The sequence below is a fragment of the Brevundimonas sp. GN22 genome, assembly GCF_054824005.1.
The window spans coordinates 1-16,828 of sequence record NZ_JSYD01000026.1; the positions used below are offsets into that span (position 1 = coordinate 1).

General features: G+C 61.4%; 14 protein-coding genes and 2 tRNA genes. 8 read left to right on the forward strand and 8 right to left on the reverse strand.

The annotated features are described in order from the left end of the window. Nucleotides 1-59: 59 nt before the first annotated feature. Nucleotides 60-797 (reverse strand): phosphatase PAP2 family protein, encoded by a 738-nt coding sequence (locus tag OB03_RS04210; protein ID WP_461343314.1) that lies wholly within the window; start codon nt 795-797, stop codon nt 60-62. Between the two features lie 265 nt (nt 798-1,062). On the opposite strand from OB03_RS04210, the gene OB03_RS04215 reads away from it, so the two are divergent. Both OB03_RS04215 and OB03_RS04220 read left to right on the forward strand, forming a co-directional pair. Continuing rightward, nucleotides 1,063-2,949 (forward strand): ribonucleoside-diphosphate reductase subunit alpha, encoded by a 1,887-nt coding sequence (locus OB03_RS04215; RefSeq protein WP_242912296.1) that lies wholly within the window; start codon nt 1,063-1,065, stop codon nt 2,947-2,949. Nucleotides 2,950-3,048: 99 nt separating this feature from the next. Further along, nucleotides 3,049-3,855 carry a lipid A-modifier LpxR family protein gene (locus OB03_RS04220; RefSeq protein ID WP_461343315.1) on the forward strand — a complete coding sequence of 269 codons (807 nt, stop codon included), beginning with the start codon at nt 3,049-3,051 and terminating at the stop codon, nt 3,853-3,855. A 36-nt stretch (nt 3,856-3,891) separates the two neighbouring features. Here OB03_RS04220 and OB03_RS04225 read toward each other — a convergent pair whose 3' ends face one another. Beyond that, the gene (locus OB03_RS04225; protein ID WP_461343316.1) at nt 3,892-5,643 is read right to left on the reverse strand and encodes a gamma-glutamyltransferase family protein; all 1,752 of its coding nucleotides are present in this window, start codon (nt 5,641-5,643) and stop codon (nt 3,892-3,894) included. 177 nt (nt 5,644-5,820) lie between these two features. Between OB03_RS04225 and OB03_RS04230 the strand changes: the two genes are divergently transcribed. After that, nucleotides 5,821-5,897, forward strand: a tRNA-Arg gene (locus OB03_RS04230). Nucleotides 5,898-5,991: 94 nt separating this feature from the next. Here the strand turns inward: OB03_RS04230 and OB03_RS04235 are convergent. Both OB03_RS04235 and OB03_RS04240 read right to left on the reverse strand, forming a co-directional pair. Beyond that, the gene (locus tag OB03_RS04235) at nt 5,992-6,531 is read right to left on the reverse strand and encodes a hypothetical protein (protein WP_242912299.1); all 540 of its coding nucleotides are present in this window, start codon (nt 6,529-6,531) and stop codon (nt 5,992-5,994) included. Between the two features lie 9 nt (nt 6,532-6,540). Next, a complete protein-coding gene (locus tag OB03_RS04240) occupies nt 6,541-8,193 on the reverse strand; it encodes a sulfatase-like hydrolase/transferase (protein ID WP_461343317.1) in 1,653 nt (550 codons plus the stop codon). Nucleotides 8,194-8,325: 132 nt separating this feature from the next. Between OB03_RS04240 and OB03_RS04245 the strand changes: the two genes are divergently transcribed. Further along, on the forward strand, nt 8,326-9,930 hold the full coding sequence (locus OB03_RS04245; protein ID WP_461343318.1) for a GMC family oxidoreductase: 1,605 nt from the start codon (nt 8,326-8,328) through the stop codon (nt 9,928-9,930). 5 nt (nt 9,931-9,935) lie between these two features. Beyond that, on the forward strand, nt 9,936-11,342 hold the full coding sequence (locus OB03_RS04250) for a coniferyl aldehyde dehydrogenase (RefSeq protein WP_461343319.1): 1,407 nt from the start codon (nt 9,936-9,938) through the stop codon (nt 11,340-11,342). 17 nt (nt 11,343-11,359) lie between these two features. On the opposite strand, the gene OB03_RS04255 is transcribed toward OB03_RS04250, so the two are convergent. Beyond that, nucleotides 11,360-11,992: a hypothetical protein gene (locus OB03_RS04255; protein WP_461343320.1), complete on the reverse strand. Its 633-nt coding sequence runs from the start codon at nt 11,990-11,992 to the stop codon at nt 11,360-11,362. Nucleotides 11,993-12,595: 603 nt separating this feature from the next. Here OB03_RS04255 and OB03_RS04260 point away from each other — a divergent pair. Continuing rightward, the gene (locus OB03_RS04260) at nt 12,596-12,829 is read left to right on the forward strand and encodes a hypothetical protein (RefSeq protein ID WP_461343321.1); all 234 of its coding nucleotides are present in this window, start codon (nt 12,596-12,598) and stop codon (nt 12,827-12,829) included. Between the two features lie 48 nt (nt 12,830-12,877). Here the strand turns inward: OB03_RS04260 and OB03_RS04265 are convergent. From OB03_RS04265 to OB03_RS04275, 3 genes are all read right to left on the reverse strand, one after another. Next, nucleotides 12,878-12,954: transfer RNA gene (locus OB03_RS04265), tRNA-Arg, on the reverse strand. Nucleotides 12,955-13,052: 98 nt separating this feature from the next. Continuing rightward, nucleotides 13,053-13,841, reverse strand: coding sequence for an SDR family oxidoreductase (locus OB03_RS04270; protein ID WP_461343322.1), 789 nt, complete (start codon nt 13,839-13,841; stop codon nt 13,053-13,055). Then, the gene (locus OB03_RS04275) at nt 13,838-14,209 is read right to left on the reverse strand and encodes a 4a-hydroxytetrahydrobiopterin dehydratase (protein WP_461343323.1); all 372 of its coding nucleotides are present in this window, start codon (nt 14,207-14,209) and stop codon (nt 13,838-13,840) included. Before OB03_RS04275 ends, OB03_RS04270 begins: the two co-directional genes overlap by 4 nt. 64 nt (nt 14,210-14,273) lie before the next feature. Here OB03_RS04275 and OB03_RS04280 point away from each other — a divergent pair, with 64 nt between their 5' ends. Then, complete coding sequence (locus OB03_RS04280) at nt 14,274-15,074, forward strand: class I SAM-dependent methyltransferase (protein WP_242912307.1); 801 nt, start codon at nt 14,274-14,276, stop codon at nt 15,072-15,074. Beyond that, entirely contained in the window at nt 15,062-16,645 is a 1,584-nt protein-coding gene (gene ubiB / locus OB03_RS04285; RefSeq protein ID WP_242912308.1) for a 2-polyprenylphenol 6-hydroxylase, read from the forward strand. Before OB03_RS04280 ends, ubiB begins: the two co-directional genes overlap by 13 nt. The last annotated feature ends 183 nt before the right edge of the window (nt 16,646-16,828 follow it).

Below are 16,828 nucleotides of genomic sequence, written 5' to 3' on the forward strand. Positions count from 1 at the left end.
GGTCGGTAATGACCAAATTCGTAGCCGCTGGCACCGGCAGACGCCTTTTAGACCTTGGTCTATGGGGCATCCTGAAGGCGGGACATATGTACGCGCTGGCGGCGCTCGACCGCATAGGCGAACAGCCACAAAAGCACTGCCCAGAAGGCACCAATGCCCCACCCCGCCAAAACATCCGTGGCCCAATGGGCTGCCAGATAGATGCGGGTGATGCCGATCAAAAGCACAACCACCACGGCCCAGCCTACGGCATAGGCTTTAACGCGTGCTCGCGGGAACGCTCGCGTCAGCATCACGCCGATGGTGAGGTAAAAGACGGTAGCCAACAGGGCATGACCGGACGGGAAGCTGGCATTGAGGGTTTCAACCACCTGATATTCCGCCGGCGGCCTCGCCCGATCAAACACAGCCTTCAGGCCCTCGGACCACGCCACTCCGCCCGCAAGCCCGAAGACCAACAATAGCGCCGACAGCTTCTTACCGTGGACGAGCAGGAAGAATCCAAAGATCAGGGCGAACACCATTAGGACGGAAATGCCGCCAAGCGATGTGACGTCTATGGCGGCCTCGCGGAGCCACCACGGCCCGCGCACCCGTTGGGGATCGTGTGCATAGGGATGCAGCCAAGTCAGGACCGACCAATCGAAGCCTTGCTTGTCGCCACTGGCTACGCCGTCGGCGATGCTTGCGAAAAGCGCCAGTCCGCCTGCCCCCAACAGTAGAGGGGCAACAATGCCGATTTCATTACGGGCCACACGGAGGACACGGGCGGTGAAGGCAACGGGGTGTGCGGTCATAGGGCGACAACGGCTCCATTACGCTTTGTGTTCCGTCCCGTATCGGGACGATTCCCAAGATAATTGCGACAAAACCGTGGCATAGGTTTCGCGAGGTTTGAAGCCTTTTCCTTCCCCGTTCAACCGCAGCCTATGGCAAGCGAAAAATTAGCAAAAAACTGAATTAAAGAATTTGAAGTCGGGCCAGTCTTAACCCAAGATTTAGATGTAGCCGGTGTTGTCCACACAACATCTGGCGTTATCCACAAGTTGACGGGTTGTAGCGATGGCAGGCGGCGAAGCTCTACAGACAACGGATTTTTCGGCAGTTTCTTCGGGACTGAAGGCTTTCAAGCCTCGCCTCGAAGTGGTCCCCGGTGGCCTTAAACTGGACCGCAGCCGTGACGATCTGTTGACGGATTTCGGTAAAAAGACGCTCGAAGACCGATATCTTCTTCCGGGCGAGTCCTATCAGGACATGTTCGCCCGCGTGGCCACGGCCTTCGCAGACGATGCCGAACACGCCCAGCGCGTTTACGACTATATGTCGAAGTTATGGTTCATGCCTGCAACGCCGGTTCTGTCGAACGGCGGTGCCGATCGTGGTCTGCCGATCTCCTGCTTCCTGAACGCGGTCAACGACAGCCTCGACGGTATCCAGAACGTCTGGAACGAGAACGTCCAGCTGGCCTCGAACGGTGGCGGCATCGGCACCTATTGGGGCGGCGTCCGCTCCATCGGTGAACAGGTTAAGGGCGCTGGCCAAACCTCGGGCATCATCCCCTTCATCCGTGTGATGGACTCGCTGACGCTGGCCATTTCCCAAGGCTCGCTGCGTCGCGGTTCGGCGGCTGTCTATCTCGACATCCACCATCCCGAAATCGAAGAATTCCTCGAAATCCGTAAGCCGTCGGGCGACTTCAATCGCAAGTCCCTGAACCTGCACCATGGCATTTCGATCACCGACGAGTTCATGGAAGCGGTCCGTGACGGCAAGCCGTTCGATCTGCGCTCGCCCAAGAACAACGAAGTTCGCAAGACCGTCGACGCCCGCTCGCTGTGGACCAAGATCCTCGAAATCCGCATGCAGACGGGCGAGCCCTATCTGATCTTCTCGGATACGGTGAACCGCCAGTTGGCACAGCACCAGCGCGAGCTGGGTCTGTCGGTCAAACAATCCAATCTGTGCGCCGAGATCATGCTGGCCACCGGTAAGGACCACCTCGGCAACGAGCGCACCGCTGTGTGCTGCCTGTCGTCGGTCAACGCCGAGACCTTCCTTGAGTGGCGCGAAGAACCCCAGTTCATCGAGGACGTGATGCGCTTCCTCGACAACGTGCTGCAGGACTTCATCGACCGCGCCCCGTCGGCGATGTCGCAAGCCGTCTATTCGGCCATGCGCGAGCGTTCGGTGGGGCTGGGCCTGATGGGCTTCCACTCCTTCCTGCAATCGCAAGGCGTGGCGTTTGAATCCGCCATGGCCAAGTCGTGGAACATGCGCCTGTTCAAACACCTGCGCCGCGAGGCCGATAAGGCTTCCAAGCTGCTGGCCGAGGAAAAGGGCCCCTGCCCCGACGCGGCCGACCGTGGTGTGATGGAGCGTTTCTCGCACAAGATGGCGATTGCCCCGACTGCATCGATCTCGATCATCTGCGGCGGTACGTCGGCAGGTATCGAGCCGATCCCGGCCAACATCTATACCCACAAGACCCTGTCCGGCTCGTTCGCGGTCAAGAACCCCTACCTTGAGCGTCTGCTCGAAGAGAAGGGTCAGAATACCGACGCGATCTGGAACTCGATCCTCGAACACGAGGGCTCGATCCAGCACCTCGACTTCCTCTCGGAAGACGAAAAGGGTGTCTACAAGACCGCCTTTGAACTGGACCAACGCTGGCTGATCGAACTGGCCGCCGACCGCGCGCCGGAAATCTGCCAGGCCCAGTCGCTGAACCTGTTCGTTCCGGGTGACGTGAACAAGTGGGACCTGCACATGTTGCACTGGTCGGCGTGGGAACGTGGCGTGAAGTCGCTCTACTATCTGCGCTCCAAGTCGGTTCAGCGCGCCGCTTTCGCCGGTGCCGACACCAAGGAAGAAGCCGAGTTCGATCCGAACCAACCGGACCTCTTCTCGGCCGCTCCCACCGACTACGACGAGTGCCTGGCCTGCCAATAAGGTTTGGGTCCACATTGTGAACAACTGGCGCCGCTCGGGAACTTGCTCTCGGGCGGCGTCGTTCGTTTGTCAGGAGGCTGCTATCGGGATACTGATGGTATGCGTAAGGACTGGGAGGCGAACATGCGTCGGCTGGCGCTGGGCAAAATCCGTACCGGACAGGTTCCGCAAGCGATTGCTGGGTGCCTCTGCATCGCATCCGTCTCGCTGGGCGGGACAGAAGCGATGGCCCAATCTCTCGCGTCTTCCCAAGACTGGTCTGTGACCCTGGATCGCCGCTCTCTTGGCGACCTTCCTTCGTCGCAAGCCTGGCGTGAAGACCGTGTGGCGCTTAGCACCGCTTCGGGCGACCGCTGGACGGTTCGCCATGCCAACCCCGTCGATACGCCGCTTGCTTTCAGCCGACCGGACACGCGCGACCGCGAAGTCGCCGTGGAATGGCGTCACGACTGGACGGCGCTGCACGAAACGTCGCCTTCAGGTCTGGAACTGTCGGTCTCGCCCCATGCCGGATTTGACTGGAACCCCCGGGGTTCATCGCCTGTCGCAGGGGCCACGGTGCGCGTGGGTCGCGGCCTTGACCGATTGGCTCCCGACGGTGACGAAGCTTTTGGTCAAAAGGCGCGCTGGTATGTTTTCGCCTCGGGCTCCAAGCGCGCTGTCGGCTATAATTTCACCAGGCAGCGTGATGGCGGGTTTGCCAATGAAGGGCTGAGCCACGATCTGGGATCCAGCGCCATGGGCGATGCCGCTATTGGTGTCGCATGGCGCAAGGGCCCGATCCAAAGCTCGGTGGGCCTGTCCTATCGCGAAGTCGAGATCGACGGCCTGCGCGGGTATGGCGGGCTCAAGACAGACGTTGGCGAAGGCGTCCTCGCCTTCCAGCTTTCGATCCGGCCGCAATAAAAAGAGGCCGGATGATCGATCCGGCCCCTTCGAACTTTACTGCGTAAGCGCGACACCTTCTCGGCGGGGATCGGCACCACCGTCCCAGCGACCATCGCGCCAGATCGCCCCATGGAGGCCCGAGGTCTCGGTCGCATTGGGGCGCAACTCCATGCCTGCAGCTTTCAGGGCATCACGGATTTCCGGCGAAATCTGATCGGTATCAGCCCCCACCATCGCGCCGCGCACCACCAGGTTGGGCAAGGCGATGGCGTCCTGCATGGTCATATCCCACTCGACCACACCAACCAGCGTCTTGGCCACATAGGCCAGGATCGAAGAACCACCGGGCGAGCCGATAGCCCCCACCAGATTGCCCTCGCGATCAAGAATGATCGTCGGGATCATGGACGAGCGCGGACGCTTGCCCGCTGCGACAGCGTTCGGTGCAGGATGCCCATCCTCCAGTGGCGTGAACGAGAAATCGGTAAGCTGGTTATTGAGGAAGAAGCCGCCCGCCATGCGGCCCGAGCCAAAGTATGATTCCACCGTGGTGGTCATACTGACGGCATTACCCTCGGCATCGACCACGACGAAGTGGGTCGTGCCCGCAGGCTCTAGCGTCGCATCCGACAGTTGCGGGGCGGAACCGGTCGGGCGACCTGCCGCCACCGGGCCGTTTACCTGCGGAGCCAACGCTGCGCGCTCGGCAATATAGTCATCGGCGAGCAGCCCTGCCACAGGCACGCCCACAAAGTCGGCATCGCCCACGTAGCGGTCGCGGTCGGCGTACATGAGCCGCTGCAGACGACCTAGCGCGACCCAGGCCTCGGGGCTGTCCTTGCCCTTGGCCAGATCGGGAGTCTTTTCGGCCATACCGAGGAACTGCAGCATGGCCACGCCGCTGGACGGCGGAGCGGGCACACAGACCAAATAGATGCGATAGGGACGGCAAAGCGGATCGCGGCGCAGCGGACGATAGTTCGCGAAGTCCTGCATCGACAGCCCACCCGGGCGCGGTTGGGCGTGCGTGGCGGCGATCATCTGCCGCGGTAGCTCGCCCTGATAGAAGACACTCGGCCCCTCAGTGGCCAGACGGCGCAGGGTCCGGGCATATTCCGGATTCCGGAGCGTATCGCCTGCCTGATAGCGCGTGCCGTCGGCCTTGGTGAAATAGCGGGTAGCCCATTCGCTGACGGCCTGATTGCGGCCCGCATTGATGAAGCTTGCCAGACGCGGTGAAACGGTGAACCCGCTGTCCGCCAGTTGTTCAGCCTCGGCGAACAACTGGTTCCAGCCTAGTTTGCCGTGCTCTTTCTGGGCCATGCCCAGCATAGCCACCACACCCGGTACGCCCGTCGAGCGGCCCGACAACACAGCATCGGTGAAATCCAGCGGTTTGCCGTCTTCATAAAACAGTTCGGGCGTCGCGGCGGCAGGGGCCATCTCGCGACCGTCATAGGAATGGAGCTCGGCGGTCGTGGCGTCGTAGACCATCATAAAGGCCCCGCCGCCCAGGCCCGACGACTGGGGCTCGACGAGGCTCAGGGTCGCCTGAATGGCAACGGCCGCATCCACCGCCGAACCACCGGCGCGCAGAACCTTCATCCCCGCCTCGGCGGCCAGCGGGTTTGCCGCCGCGACAAACGGGCCGCGCGCGGGTTGCGCTGCAGGTGCTTCAACAGGGCGGACGGCTTGATCGGCCGCTAGCGCGAAGGATGGGGTCGAAATCGCCGCCAGCGCCAAAATCGTCGCGGAAAGAGCAGTCTTGCGCGTGCTCCCGCGTGTCCGGTCAAAAAATGCCGTCATAATCCATACTCCTACCGCGCGATGACAGACTTATGCCTAAGGCTTGATGCGAGTTCCGCCAACCCAAGATTTTCTTTCGCTTTTTTCGATTTTCCTATTGCCATTCAAAATCTCAAAAGCTAGATAGCCCTCCTCGCCGCGGGGCACTGACCCACGGCGGAGACGAAAGTCTAAAACGCACCCGTAGCTCAGCTGGATAGAGCATCAGACTACGAATCTGAGGGTCAGGAGTTCGAATCTCTTCGGGTGCGCCATCTTTCTCTTCGCAAGAAGAGCGGCAGCGGTAAAACGCTCCCAAACAAAAACCCCGCTCCTGATATCGTCAGGGCGGGGTTTTTGTTTGTTCGGCTATCCCGTCACCCAAGTCTGGGCGAAGTCGGTCGCGTCGTCCATCTGCCGCGTCAATACGCCGAGCCACCCGCCACTCCAAGTGCCATAGGCCGCAGTGCCGTCGGGGCGTTCCAGTTTTTCCGGCAAGGTCCGCATGAGATAGACCGTATTCTCACCGAGCCCATACGCACGTCCCATATCGCGGAACTCGTCCCCGTCCATTTTGAAGACGGCCTTGCCGTCTCGCGCCAAGGTCACTTCGGTGATGTTGTGCTCGGATAGAGCGTCCGCGGATTGGAACATGACCCTAAACAAATCCACGGGCGCGGCATTACCGACGTCGCGCAGGTCGAGCGTGACCCTGGAAGGATGCAGCAGTCCGGTGCGGTAGGCATATAGGGTGGCGACCTCGTTGCGATGATCATCGTCCAGTTTGCGGTCCACCGGCAAGAAAACCGTGAGATTATAGATCACCACCGCCGCCACAGCCGCGATCGCAATCCCCAGCGCGACCAGCCAGGGTTTTGCGCGTGATGACTTATCGTGTGAGCCTACCATTTACTCCTCCTAGTTGGCCCAGACGACATATTGGTCGCTAGGTTCCAGCCTTTGGCGTGAGGACTTATCCAGCGGCACAGGTGCATCGACCATGGACGGCCACAGAGCGGCGGCCTGTTGCTGGTCGTGGATTTGCAGGAGGGTCGTCAGATAGTCGACGACGTCGCGCCGTGTACTGGCCAGATTGCGGGTCTCGCCCGGATCGTCTTCCAGATTATGCAGCCAAATCCGCCTCGGCGACTGCTGGGTCTGAAGCTTCCATTTGCCGGATCGAACAGCACGGTATCCGCCGTTTCGCCAGTACAGCGCCTCGTGAGCCGACTTGGCGCTTTGCCCCTTGAGGAAGGGCGTCAGGTCCACACCGTCAATGATCCGGTCTGTCGGAGTGCTGGCACCCGCCACTGCCGCCACTGTTGCGAAGAGATCAAGATGCGAGACCGGCTGCGCGACCTGCCCTCGCCCATAGCCGGACGGCCAGCGCACGAACATGGGAACGCGGATACCCCCGTCAAAGAAGGTCATCTTCCATCCGCGATAAGGTGCGTTCAGCCCCTCGATCCCGACGTGCGCTGTGCCGCCATTGTCGCTGGTGAAAACCACCAGCGTATTGTCATCCAGCCCCTGATCCTTGAGCGCCTGCATAATACGCCCGACCCCGCGATCCAGAGCCACAATCATCGCGGCGTAGACCCTCTCGTTATGGTCCTTGATGTGGTCCAGAGCCTGATAGTCGGCAGCCAGCGCCTGCAGCGGCGTGTGCGGGGCGTTATAGGCCACATATAAAAACAGCGGGCGGTTGCGGTTGGCGTCGATCACCTTGACGGCCTGATCCGTCAGATAGTCGGTCATATAGCCGTGCGGACGAAACGGCGCGGAGCCGTTGTACTGAACACTGAACGGCAGGTTGGCCCATAGGAATTTGTCCGTGGGATCATAGTTCAGGCGCGCGTTCACCACGCCATCCGTGTCCGGCAGGGCATATTTCTGGGCCGCCGCCATGAAACCGAGGCTTTCGTTAAAGCCCTGATCCTCTGGACGCATCCCCTTGGCCGCCCCCAAAGCCCACTTGCCGAGGTGAACTGTGTGATAGCCGCGTCCCGCCAGAACTTCGGCCATGGTGACCTCGTAAGCGGGCATTCCCATGTCTTTCAGACGCGGCGCACCACGCGCCCGATCCGAATGATAGGTCCACTTCAAGGGTTGATCGCGCTGGCCGCGTACCACCATGCGGGACATCAGGGCCGGCACGGGCGTCGATTCAAATCCGAACCTTTGCGGGTATCGCCCCGTCATCAATCCTGCGCGTGACGGACCGCTGCTGGCGTGGGTGGCATAGGCGGATTGCAGGATCACACCCTCATGGGCGATGGCGTCGATATTGGGCGTTTTGACGGTACCGCTTCCCCGACCGCCGCCGTTCAGACTTATATCGTTGAACCCCAGATCATCGGCGACAATCAGCACGATATTGGGCGGCCGCTCTGCGGGGGCGGCCAAAGCAACCTGCGGACCGCGTTCCCATTCCACCGATTGCGGTGGCCCAACCTTGGGTGCACGCCAACCCGCCCAGTGCAGCAGGACCGTATCGCGCGCCAGCCAGCCACCAAGCAACAACGCCGCGAGGATACCGAGGGCAGCCCATCCGATAATGCTGAGTCTCACCCGTTCCCCGCCGATCAAGTGAAATACCTGCGTTCTGTTTAATAAGGAACTGTAACGCCTGAATCCGCAAGCTAAGAGCGTGCGTTTGGTGTGTACTGCCCTCGAAAAACGGGGCCAAAACCGGGGAGATGGATGTCCAACGACGCCTATGACTATGTAATCGTTGGGGCCGGGTCGGCAGGATGTGTGCTGGCCGAGCGATTAAGCCGGGATCCGTCAATCAGCGTGGTCTTGTTGGAAGCCGGCGGCGACGACCGGAGCTTTCTGGTGCAGGCTCCGCTGTTGATGGGTCAGGCCATGGCCTCCAAGATCCTCGACTGGCATCATTACACGGCCCCGCAGAAGGAACTGAACAACCGCCGCCTGTTCTGGCCGCGCGGGAAAGTTCTGGGGGGCTCCAGCTCCATTAACGCCATGCACTACATCAGAGGCGCGGCGCAGAACTATGATGAATGGCGCGACGCCTATGGGGCCGAAGGCTGGGGCTGGGACCAGGTGCTGCCCGCATTCAAGCAGGTGCAGGGGCGTGTGGGCCCGATAAGCGACCTGCACGGCTGCAACGGGCCGCTGTCGGTTCAGGACATCGAACCTCTTAACCCCCTAACCGAAGCGTTCTTCGAGGCCTGTGCCGACATGGATGTGCCCCGTATTGAGGACATGAACGGTCCGGAACAATATGGATGCAGTCCCTATCAAGTAACGCAAAAAGGGAACCGTCGGTGCAGCGCCGCCGTGGCCTATCTGCACCCTGCATTGGCGCGCCCCAATCTTCGCGTGATTACCCATGCCCTTGCCAGCAAGGTTCTGCTGGAGGGCAACCGCGCAACCGGCATCGAGTACCGCCACGGCAAAGACGCACAGTCCGTCTTTGCAAGGCGCGAAGTCATCCTCAGCGGCGGCGCGATCAATACTCCCCAGCTGTTGCAACTGTCGGGCATCGGCGACGCCAACTGGCTTCGGGAAGCAGGCGTTGCTCCGGCAATCGACCTGCCGGGGGTAGGCCGCAACCTGCAAGACCATCTGGACATACTGGGCAAGATCGAGACGCGTAGCACGACCTCGCTGGGCATCTCGCCGGCCACGGCGTTCTCGTGGGCCCGCAGCGTGCTCGACTTTATTGCCGACAAACCGGGCTTGCTGAGCACCAATCCGGTTCAGGGTGGTGCCTTCCTGAAATCGTCACGCGCTGGCGTCCTACCTGATCTGCAATTCGCCTTTATCCCCGCCAAAGTCGCCCCGCACGGTGCGCGCTTGCCGTTCGGTCACGGGGCCTCGCTGCACGTGTGCCACCTTTACCCCAAGAGCCGCGGCGAGATACGCATCACCTCTGCCGATCCAGCCCAACATCCCCATATCGACCCTAACTATCTGTCCGATCCTGAAGACATGGAGGTCATGATCGACGGGATGCAGGCGGCGCGTGACGTCCTGATGCACACAGCCTTTGATTTCGACCGAAAGCAGGAAATCTGGCCAGATCCAGCCTACCAGACCCGCAGCCAACTGGCCGACGACCTGCGCGCACGTGCCGAGACGCTCTATCATCCTGTGGGAACATGCCGCATGGGGACAGGCGAGCTGTCGGTCGTCGACGCGCAGCTAAAGGTTTACGGTGTCCCTAATCTTCGGGTGGTCGATGCGTCCGTGATGCCGCGCCTGATCGGCGGCAACACTAACGCCCCGACGATGATGATCGCTACACGGGCCGCTGGTATGATTTTGGATAGAAGGGACTGATAGCCATGACCGACCTGAACGCCCTTCTGGAAAGCCAGCGCAGCGCCTTCTTGCAACAGCCCAACCGTTCCGTGGCGGATCGTCGAGACGATCTTAAAAAGATCGAACGGCTCATGCTTGACCATCAGCAGGAGTGGGTGGACGCCGTAAGCGCCGACTTCGGCCAGCGTTCCCCCATCGAGACGCGTCTTCTAGAGCTGTCGCTGGTACTACGGGGCACCCGTGACATGCACCGCAAGGTGGCGCGCTGGATGAAGCCCGAGTGCGTGCCTACGCCCCTGCTGGCCCAGCCCGGACGCTCTTATGTAAGGCGTGATCCCAAGGGCGTCGTCGGGATTGTTTCGCCCTGGAACTACCCTGTGCAACTGGCGCTGCTGCCGCTGGCAACGGCGTTGGCAGCGGGCAATCGCGCGATCATCAAACCCTCGGAACTGACGCCCAATACTAACGATCTGATGACCCGCCTTTTGGCCCAGGTCTTTCCTGCCGATCAGGTTAACGTCGTCCAGGGGGGCCCCGATTTGGCAGAAGCTTTCTGCGCCCTGCCCTTCGATCATCTGTTCTACACCGGCTCCACCCGCGTGGGACGAAGCGTGGCCGCCGCTGCGGGCCAGAACCTTGTGCCCGTCACCCTGGAGCTAGGCGGCAAGTCTCCGGCCATCGTCAGCGCCACCTATCCGGTTGCCGACGCAGCGCACTCTATTGCCTGGGGCCGCTTCCTGAACGCAGGACAGACCTGCGTGGCCGTAGATACCGCTATCGCCATCGGAAGCCCTGAGCGAGCCCGTGCCCTGGGGCAGGCGGTCGCCCAAAAGGTCCAGACCTTCTACCCCGACTTTGCTAACAATCCGGACTATTCGACGGTGATTGCCGGACAGCACTATGCCCGTCTTGAATCCATGGTCGATGAAGCCCGCGCCGCTGGTGTCGAGGTCCTTCAGCCTGAGCACAACTCCGATGACGTGCGCCAGTCGCGCAAATTCCCTCCGACGATCGTCATCAATCCTCCGGAACATCTACGCCTGATGCGCGAGGAGATCTTCGGGCCGGTTCTGCCGGTCATCGCCAAGCCGGACATCCAGTCCAGCGTGGATTATGTGAACGCTCATGACCGCCCGCTGGCTCTTTATGTGTTCTCGGATCATTCATCCGAGATCGAGCACGTGCTGGATCACACCCACTCGGGCGGGGTCACCATCAATGGTGCGATGCTGCATCTGGCCAACGACCATCTGCCTTTTGGCGGCAACGGGCCGAGCGGTCAGGGGGCCTATCACGGCAAATACGGTTTTGACGAACTCACCCACCCGCGCGCCGTTTTCCGGTCGGGTCGGTGGCATTCCACACGGCTTTTGGCCCCGCCTTATGGCAAGCGGGCCGAACAGATTACGGGAATGGCTTTCAAGCTCTAAGGCTCGAGCGCTGGCCCTCAGGTCTTGGAGGATTGCGTGAGCGCTACCGCCAGCACGCCTCGCATAATGGTGCGCACCACTTCGCGCGCCACCTCGACCGGCACGCTTTGCTCACGGCGCAAACCTTGCCACGTCGCCCAGCTGGTGGCGGAGACCATGGCCGAGACGAACAGACCTGATCTGTCGTCGGGCATGTCCTTGAAATACTCGGCGAACAGGTTCTCGACGATCATGCGGTGCACCGCATCGTCCCCCTGCATCAGTTCGTACAGAACCGGATAATCGCGGGCCAGATGCATGGCCGCGCTGCGCACCGGCATGACATATTCGTAGAGGTCGGTAGCACGCTCGGAAAAAGCCACGACGCGCTCTTCCATGCTCCACTGTGAGGGATCACGGCGGGGGAAGCGGCGGAACGCCTCTTCGCGCTGGATCTGGTAGGCCGCCGTCAGCAGCTCGCTCACATCCGAATAGTGACGGAAAACTGAGCGGCGCGACACGCCTGCACGATCGGCGACGGCATCCGTCGTCGGCATAGCCCCGGTTTCACGCACCAGTTCCAGCATCGCCATCGCAATCACGGCGCGGCTGCGCTCGCTGCGAAGATGGCGGCCGTCCGGCATTTGCTTGGCCTGCGTTTCGTGCTGCATTTTCAAACCAGTACTAAGTTACCGAAGCCAAAGTCGTCCCACTGAGCATCCTCGCGCGAACGCACAGGCTGCCGATAAAAACCCCTCGCAGATGATGGACAGGACCATCTTCGGACGAGGGGATCGATACGCGCCGGGAAATGACAGGCTCACTGCTGATTTACTGCGCAATTGAGTCAGCCATTTCCAGCGATATTGCTACCTCTACGGGTTATTACGTAAACCTATAAGGGCATATCAAGAGTCACATTGGGCCAGTCGCCGGATATTTACGATTAAAAAAGCGTCAAATTCCCGAGTTTGCGCCCAATTGTCGCAAGTATTTGAGCTTTACGTTACGTAAGAGGAAGGCGTTGTTTTTATATTCAGAAATCTTAGTCACTAATAACATCTTCGAAAACTAATCGGAGTTCATGACAGTAATGAAACCTATAGCTGTTATGGCCGCGCTTATAGTTGCAACTTGTCCCGCGACCGCAGCCGTTTCACAGTCGAGCCTCGGCTGGGGCTCGGGCGAGCAACTGCTTGATGAATACGTCGCCTATATCGGGCGCAACGATGTGAGATCGTCCGAAAGGCGTCCGCCTGACCGAGGCCTGGCAAGTGATCCGCCAGGACCGCGCCAACTACCACCGCTTCAACATTCGTGATCGCGGAGATCAGGGCGACGGCTTCTTCGCCAACGCCAACAATCGCGCCGCTATGGAGCGCATGGTCCGCGACGGACGCATGTCCCCCAGCGCCGCCCGCGCCGTCGTTCAGGGCGATGTCTGGATCAAAGTGCGCATCTACGGTCGAAACGGTCGCGGTCAAAGCGTCGAAGTCACCGTCAACTGACGGCGGCTTGGGCGTACCGACACCACGACCAACTCATTTGCGAAGAAATGGCGCACCCGACAGGATTCGAACCTGTGGCCTTTGCCTTCGGAGGGCAACGCTCTATCCAGCTGAGCTACGGGTGCGGCTTCGGCGCGAGGCCGGAATGGCGGGTGTTACAGCAAGGCGGGGGCGGCCTCAACCCTGAACGTGAAGCCTGCCATTCGCCCTGTGCATCAACCGCTTACTGGGCGGTCATACCGCCGTCGATTTTGAATTCGGAACCGGTGACAAAACGGCTCTCGTCCGAGGCAAGGTAAAGCATGCAGTAGGCAACATCGTCAGGATCGCCGATCCGCTTGAGCGGGATACCGCGCGCCAGCCTGTCGTGCGCCACCTCGGCCGAGCCGCCTGCCATTGCGATGAACGGATCAAGGATGGGCGTATTGATGAACACCGGGTGCACCGAGTTAGCGCGCACGGTTCCACCGGCCTTGGCGCATTCCAGCGCGACCGTCTTGGTATAGAGCCAGACGGCAGCCTTGGTCGCGTTGTAAGCGCCCATGCCCGGCGCTGCGGCCAACCCTGCGATGGACGAGATATTGATGATGCTCGCCGACGGCGCAGCCTTCAGGTGAGGCAAGGCATGCTTACAGCCCAGCATGACGGACTCGATATTGACGGCCTGGACCTTGCGCCAGTTTTCAAGCGTGTCCTGTTCGGCGAAAACAAGCTGACCGCCAATTCCGGCGTTGTTCACCAGCACCGACAGCCCGCCCATATCGGCAGCAGCAGCGGCAACAACAGTTTGCCAGTCCGCCTCGCTGGTCACGTCGTGCTTGTAGGCAAAAGCACTGCCGGGGAAGCGGGCATTCAACTCATCGGCCAGTGCGCGGACACCCTCGAGGTTCAGGTCGCTGAGGGCCACCTTTGCTCCTTCCTCCACCAACCGGCGAGCCATGGCTTGACCCAGCCCGCCTGCGGCTCCGGTGATGAGAGCTGCCTTGCCCTCAACGCGGCCCCGACGGCTCATTTCGCCAGCCCCTCGGCCGCAGCGTCGATAAAGTTCGCCAGATCGATATCGCGCTGTGTGACACCGCCCGCATCATGCGTGGTCAGCACAATATCCACGCGGTTCCAGACGTTTGACCATTCCGGATGGTGCTGGACGGCTTCGGCCTGAATAGCGACGCGGGTCATGAACCCGAAGGCAGCGTTGAAATCAGCAAACTCCAGTACACGGCGAATAGCCGGACGGGCGTCATCGGCCTTGTGCCAGTGTGGCAGTCCTGCCAGCGCCGCCTCGACTTCGATTTGCTGCGGAATATTCGCCATGGAACCGTCTCTCCCCTCGAGGTTTTGCCTAGGCGTAACCCGCCCTACCCACAGCCGACAAGCCACTCCCGTATGCAAACACGCGCATAGGCGGATGACGCGACGCAATACAGGCGCTAAACCCTAGACCATGACCTCCTCAGACGCGGCATCGCCCCGGTTAGAAGCTACCCCCTCGGGTAAGACATCCTCCTTTGGTTTCCGCGACGTTGACGCGCGCGAAAAGGTAAAGATGGTGCGCGGCGTGTTCGACTCCGTCGCGTCCAACTATGACTTGATGAACGACCTGATGAGTGCTGGCGTGCACCGCATCTGGAAAGATGCCGCCGCGTCCAAACTCAACGCCCGTCCGGGGGAAGTCATTCTCGACGTGGCCGGTGGTACCGGCGACATGGCCCGCCGCTATTCAAAGATGGCCCGCGCGGCACAGGAGCGTCGCGGCGGTGACGACGCCAAGGTCATCGTGCTGGACTACAACGCCGAGATGATCCTCGCGGGCGTGCACAAGGGCGGCGAGCCGGAAATGGTCTGGAGCGTCGGTGACGCCATGAGCCTGCCGCTGCCAGACGCCTCGGTCGATGCCTATTCGATCAGCTTTGGCATCCGGAACGTGGCCGATATTCCGGTCGCCCTGAAGGAAGCCCGCCGTGTGCTGAAGCCCGGTGGCCGCTTCATGTGCCTGGAGTTCTCGCGCCCGACCACGGCAGTGATGCGCAAGGCCTACGATGCATGGTCGTTCAACGCCATTCCGCGGATCGGCGAACTGGTCGCCAAGGACCGCGACAGCTATCAGTATCTGGTGGAATCGATCCGTCGCTTCCCTGACCAGAACACCTTCAAGGCCATGATCGAGGACGCCGGTTTCAGCCGCGTGACCGTCACCAATCTGACCGGTGGCGTGGCCGCTATTCACCACGGGTGGGCGATCTGAGCCGGTTGCGTTTCAAGACCCCGCCGCCCTCTCCTGAACTGGTGCGGATCAAATCTCCGGTGCGTTCGGCGTTTCGCCTGATCCACTGGGGTTGGGTTCTGGCACGTCACGATGCCCTGATCCCGCGCGAGGCGACCCCGCTCCTGCCCGCATGGAGCCGGCCGTTTGCAGGTCTGGTTCAGGCGTTCGCAAGCCGCAAGCTGCGCGCCGGCCGCCCCGGCCAGCGCGTCGGTGCCGCGTGCGAGCAGCTAGGTCCGGTCGCGATCAAACTGGGGCAGGTACTGGCGACGCGCGCCGATATTTTCGGCCTGCAGTTCGCGCAAGACCTCGGCCACCTGAAGGACAAACTGCCGCCCTTCCCCGTCGAGCAGGCCCGCCGCGAGATCGAGCGATCCATCGGCCGTCCGGTCGACAGCCTTTATACTGAACTTGGGCCTGCAGTCGGGGCCGCTTCGCTGGCTCAGGCGCATCCGGCCTATCTGGCCGATGGCCGCAAGGTCGCCGTCAAGGTTCTGCGCCCGGGCATTGAGCGCAAGGTGGCACAAGGGCTGGATGCCATGCGTCTGGGCGCAGGCGTGGTCAACCGTCTGGTAGAGCCCGCCCGCCGTCTGGAACCGCGCGCCTTTGTCGAGATCATCGCCCGTTCGCTGCAACTCGAATTGGATATGCGTCTCGAGGCCGCTGCGGCGTCCGAGCTAGCCGAGGTGATGGCCAAGGACGGCTATATGGCCGCGCCGGGTGTCATCTGGGATGGCGTGGGCAAGCGCGTGCTGACGCTGGAATGGGCCGAAGGTCTGCCCATGACCGACCCGTCCATGGCGACCCTGCCCGAAGCCGACCGCAACATTCTGGCGGACAAGGTGGTGCGGGCGTTTCTGGTTCAGGCTTTGGACCACGGCGTGTTCCATGCCGACCTGCACGAGGGCAATCTGTTCGCCGACCGCTCGGACAAGGTCACGGCCATTGATTTCGGCATTGTGGGCCGCCTTGGTCCTGCAGAGCGTCGCTACCTCGCGGAAATCCTCTGGGGCTTTATCAGCCGCGACTACGACCGCATCTCACGTATCCACTTTGCTGCAGGCTATGTACCGCCGCACCATTCTGTGGAAACGTTCGCGCAGGCCCTGCGTGCCGTCGGCGAGCCGGTGATCGGCCGTGCCGCCTCGCAGGTGTCGATGGGACGCTTGCTGGGTCAGCTGTTCGAGATCACCGCCCTGTTCGACATGCACCTGCGCCCCGAACTGGTGCTGCTGCAAAAGACCATGGTGTCGGTCGAGGGCGTCGCGCGCCGTCTGAACCCCGATCACGACCTGTGGGAAGCCGCCAAACCCGTGGTCGAACGCTGGATCCGTCGTGAACTGGGTGTGCAGGCACAAGCCAAGGAAATCGTGGAAGAAGCCCGCGACACGCTGAAAGCTTTGTCTGATTTTGCGCAGAACCCTCCGCAGTCCCAGACGTTGATTGTCGAGCGTTCGCAGACGCCTGCTTGGGTTATTGTGGCGGCAACCGTTTCGGTGTGCGCCTCCGCGACCGCCTTGATCTTGACGCTTTGGCCCAATCTTCTGGGCTGATCACTGGGCCCCTTAGGGGGCTGTGAAGGAGCCTCCCATGAAGACCATCGCCATTTCTCTGGGCCTGACGGCCACCCTTCTCGCCTCGTCGGCACTGGCACAAAATGCTCAGCCGACAGCACCTGTGGCGACCGATCGCCCGGCGGCAGCCGCGACCTTGCCCAACGCCTTCTCGGGTCAGGA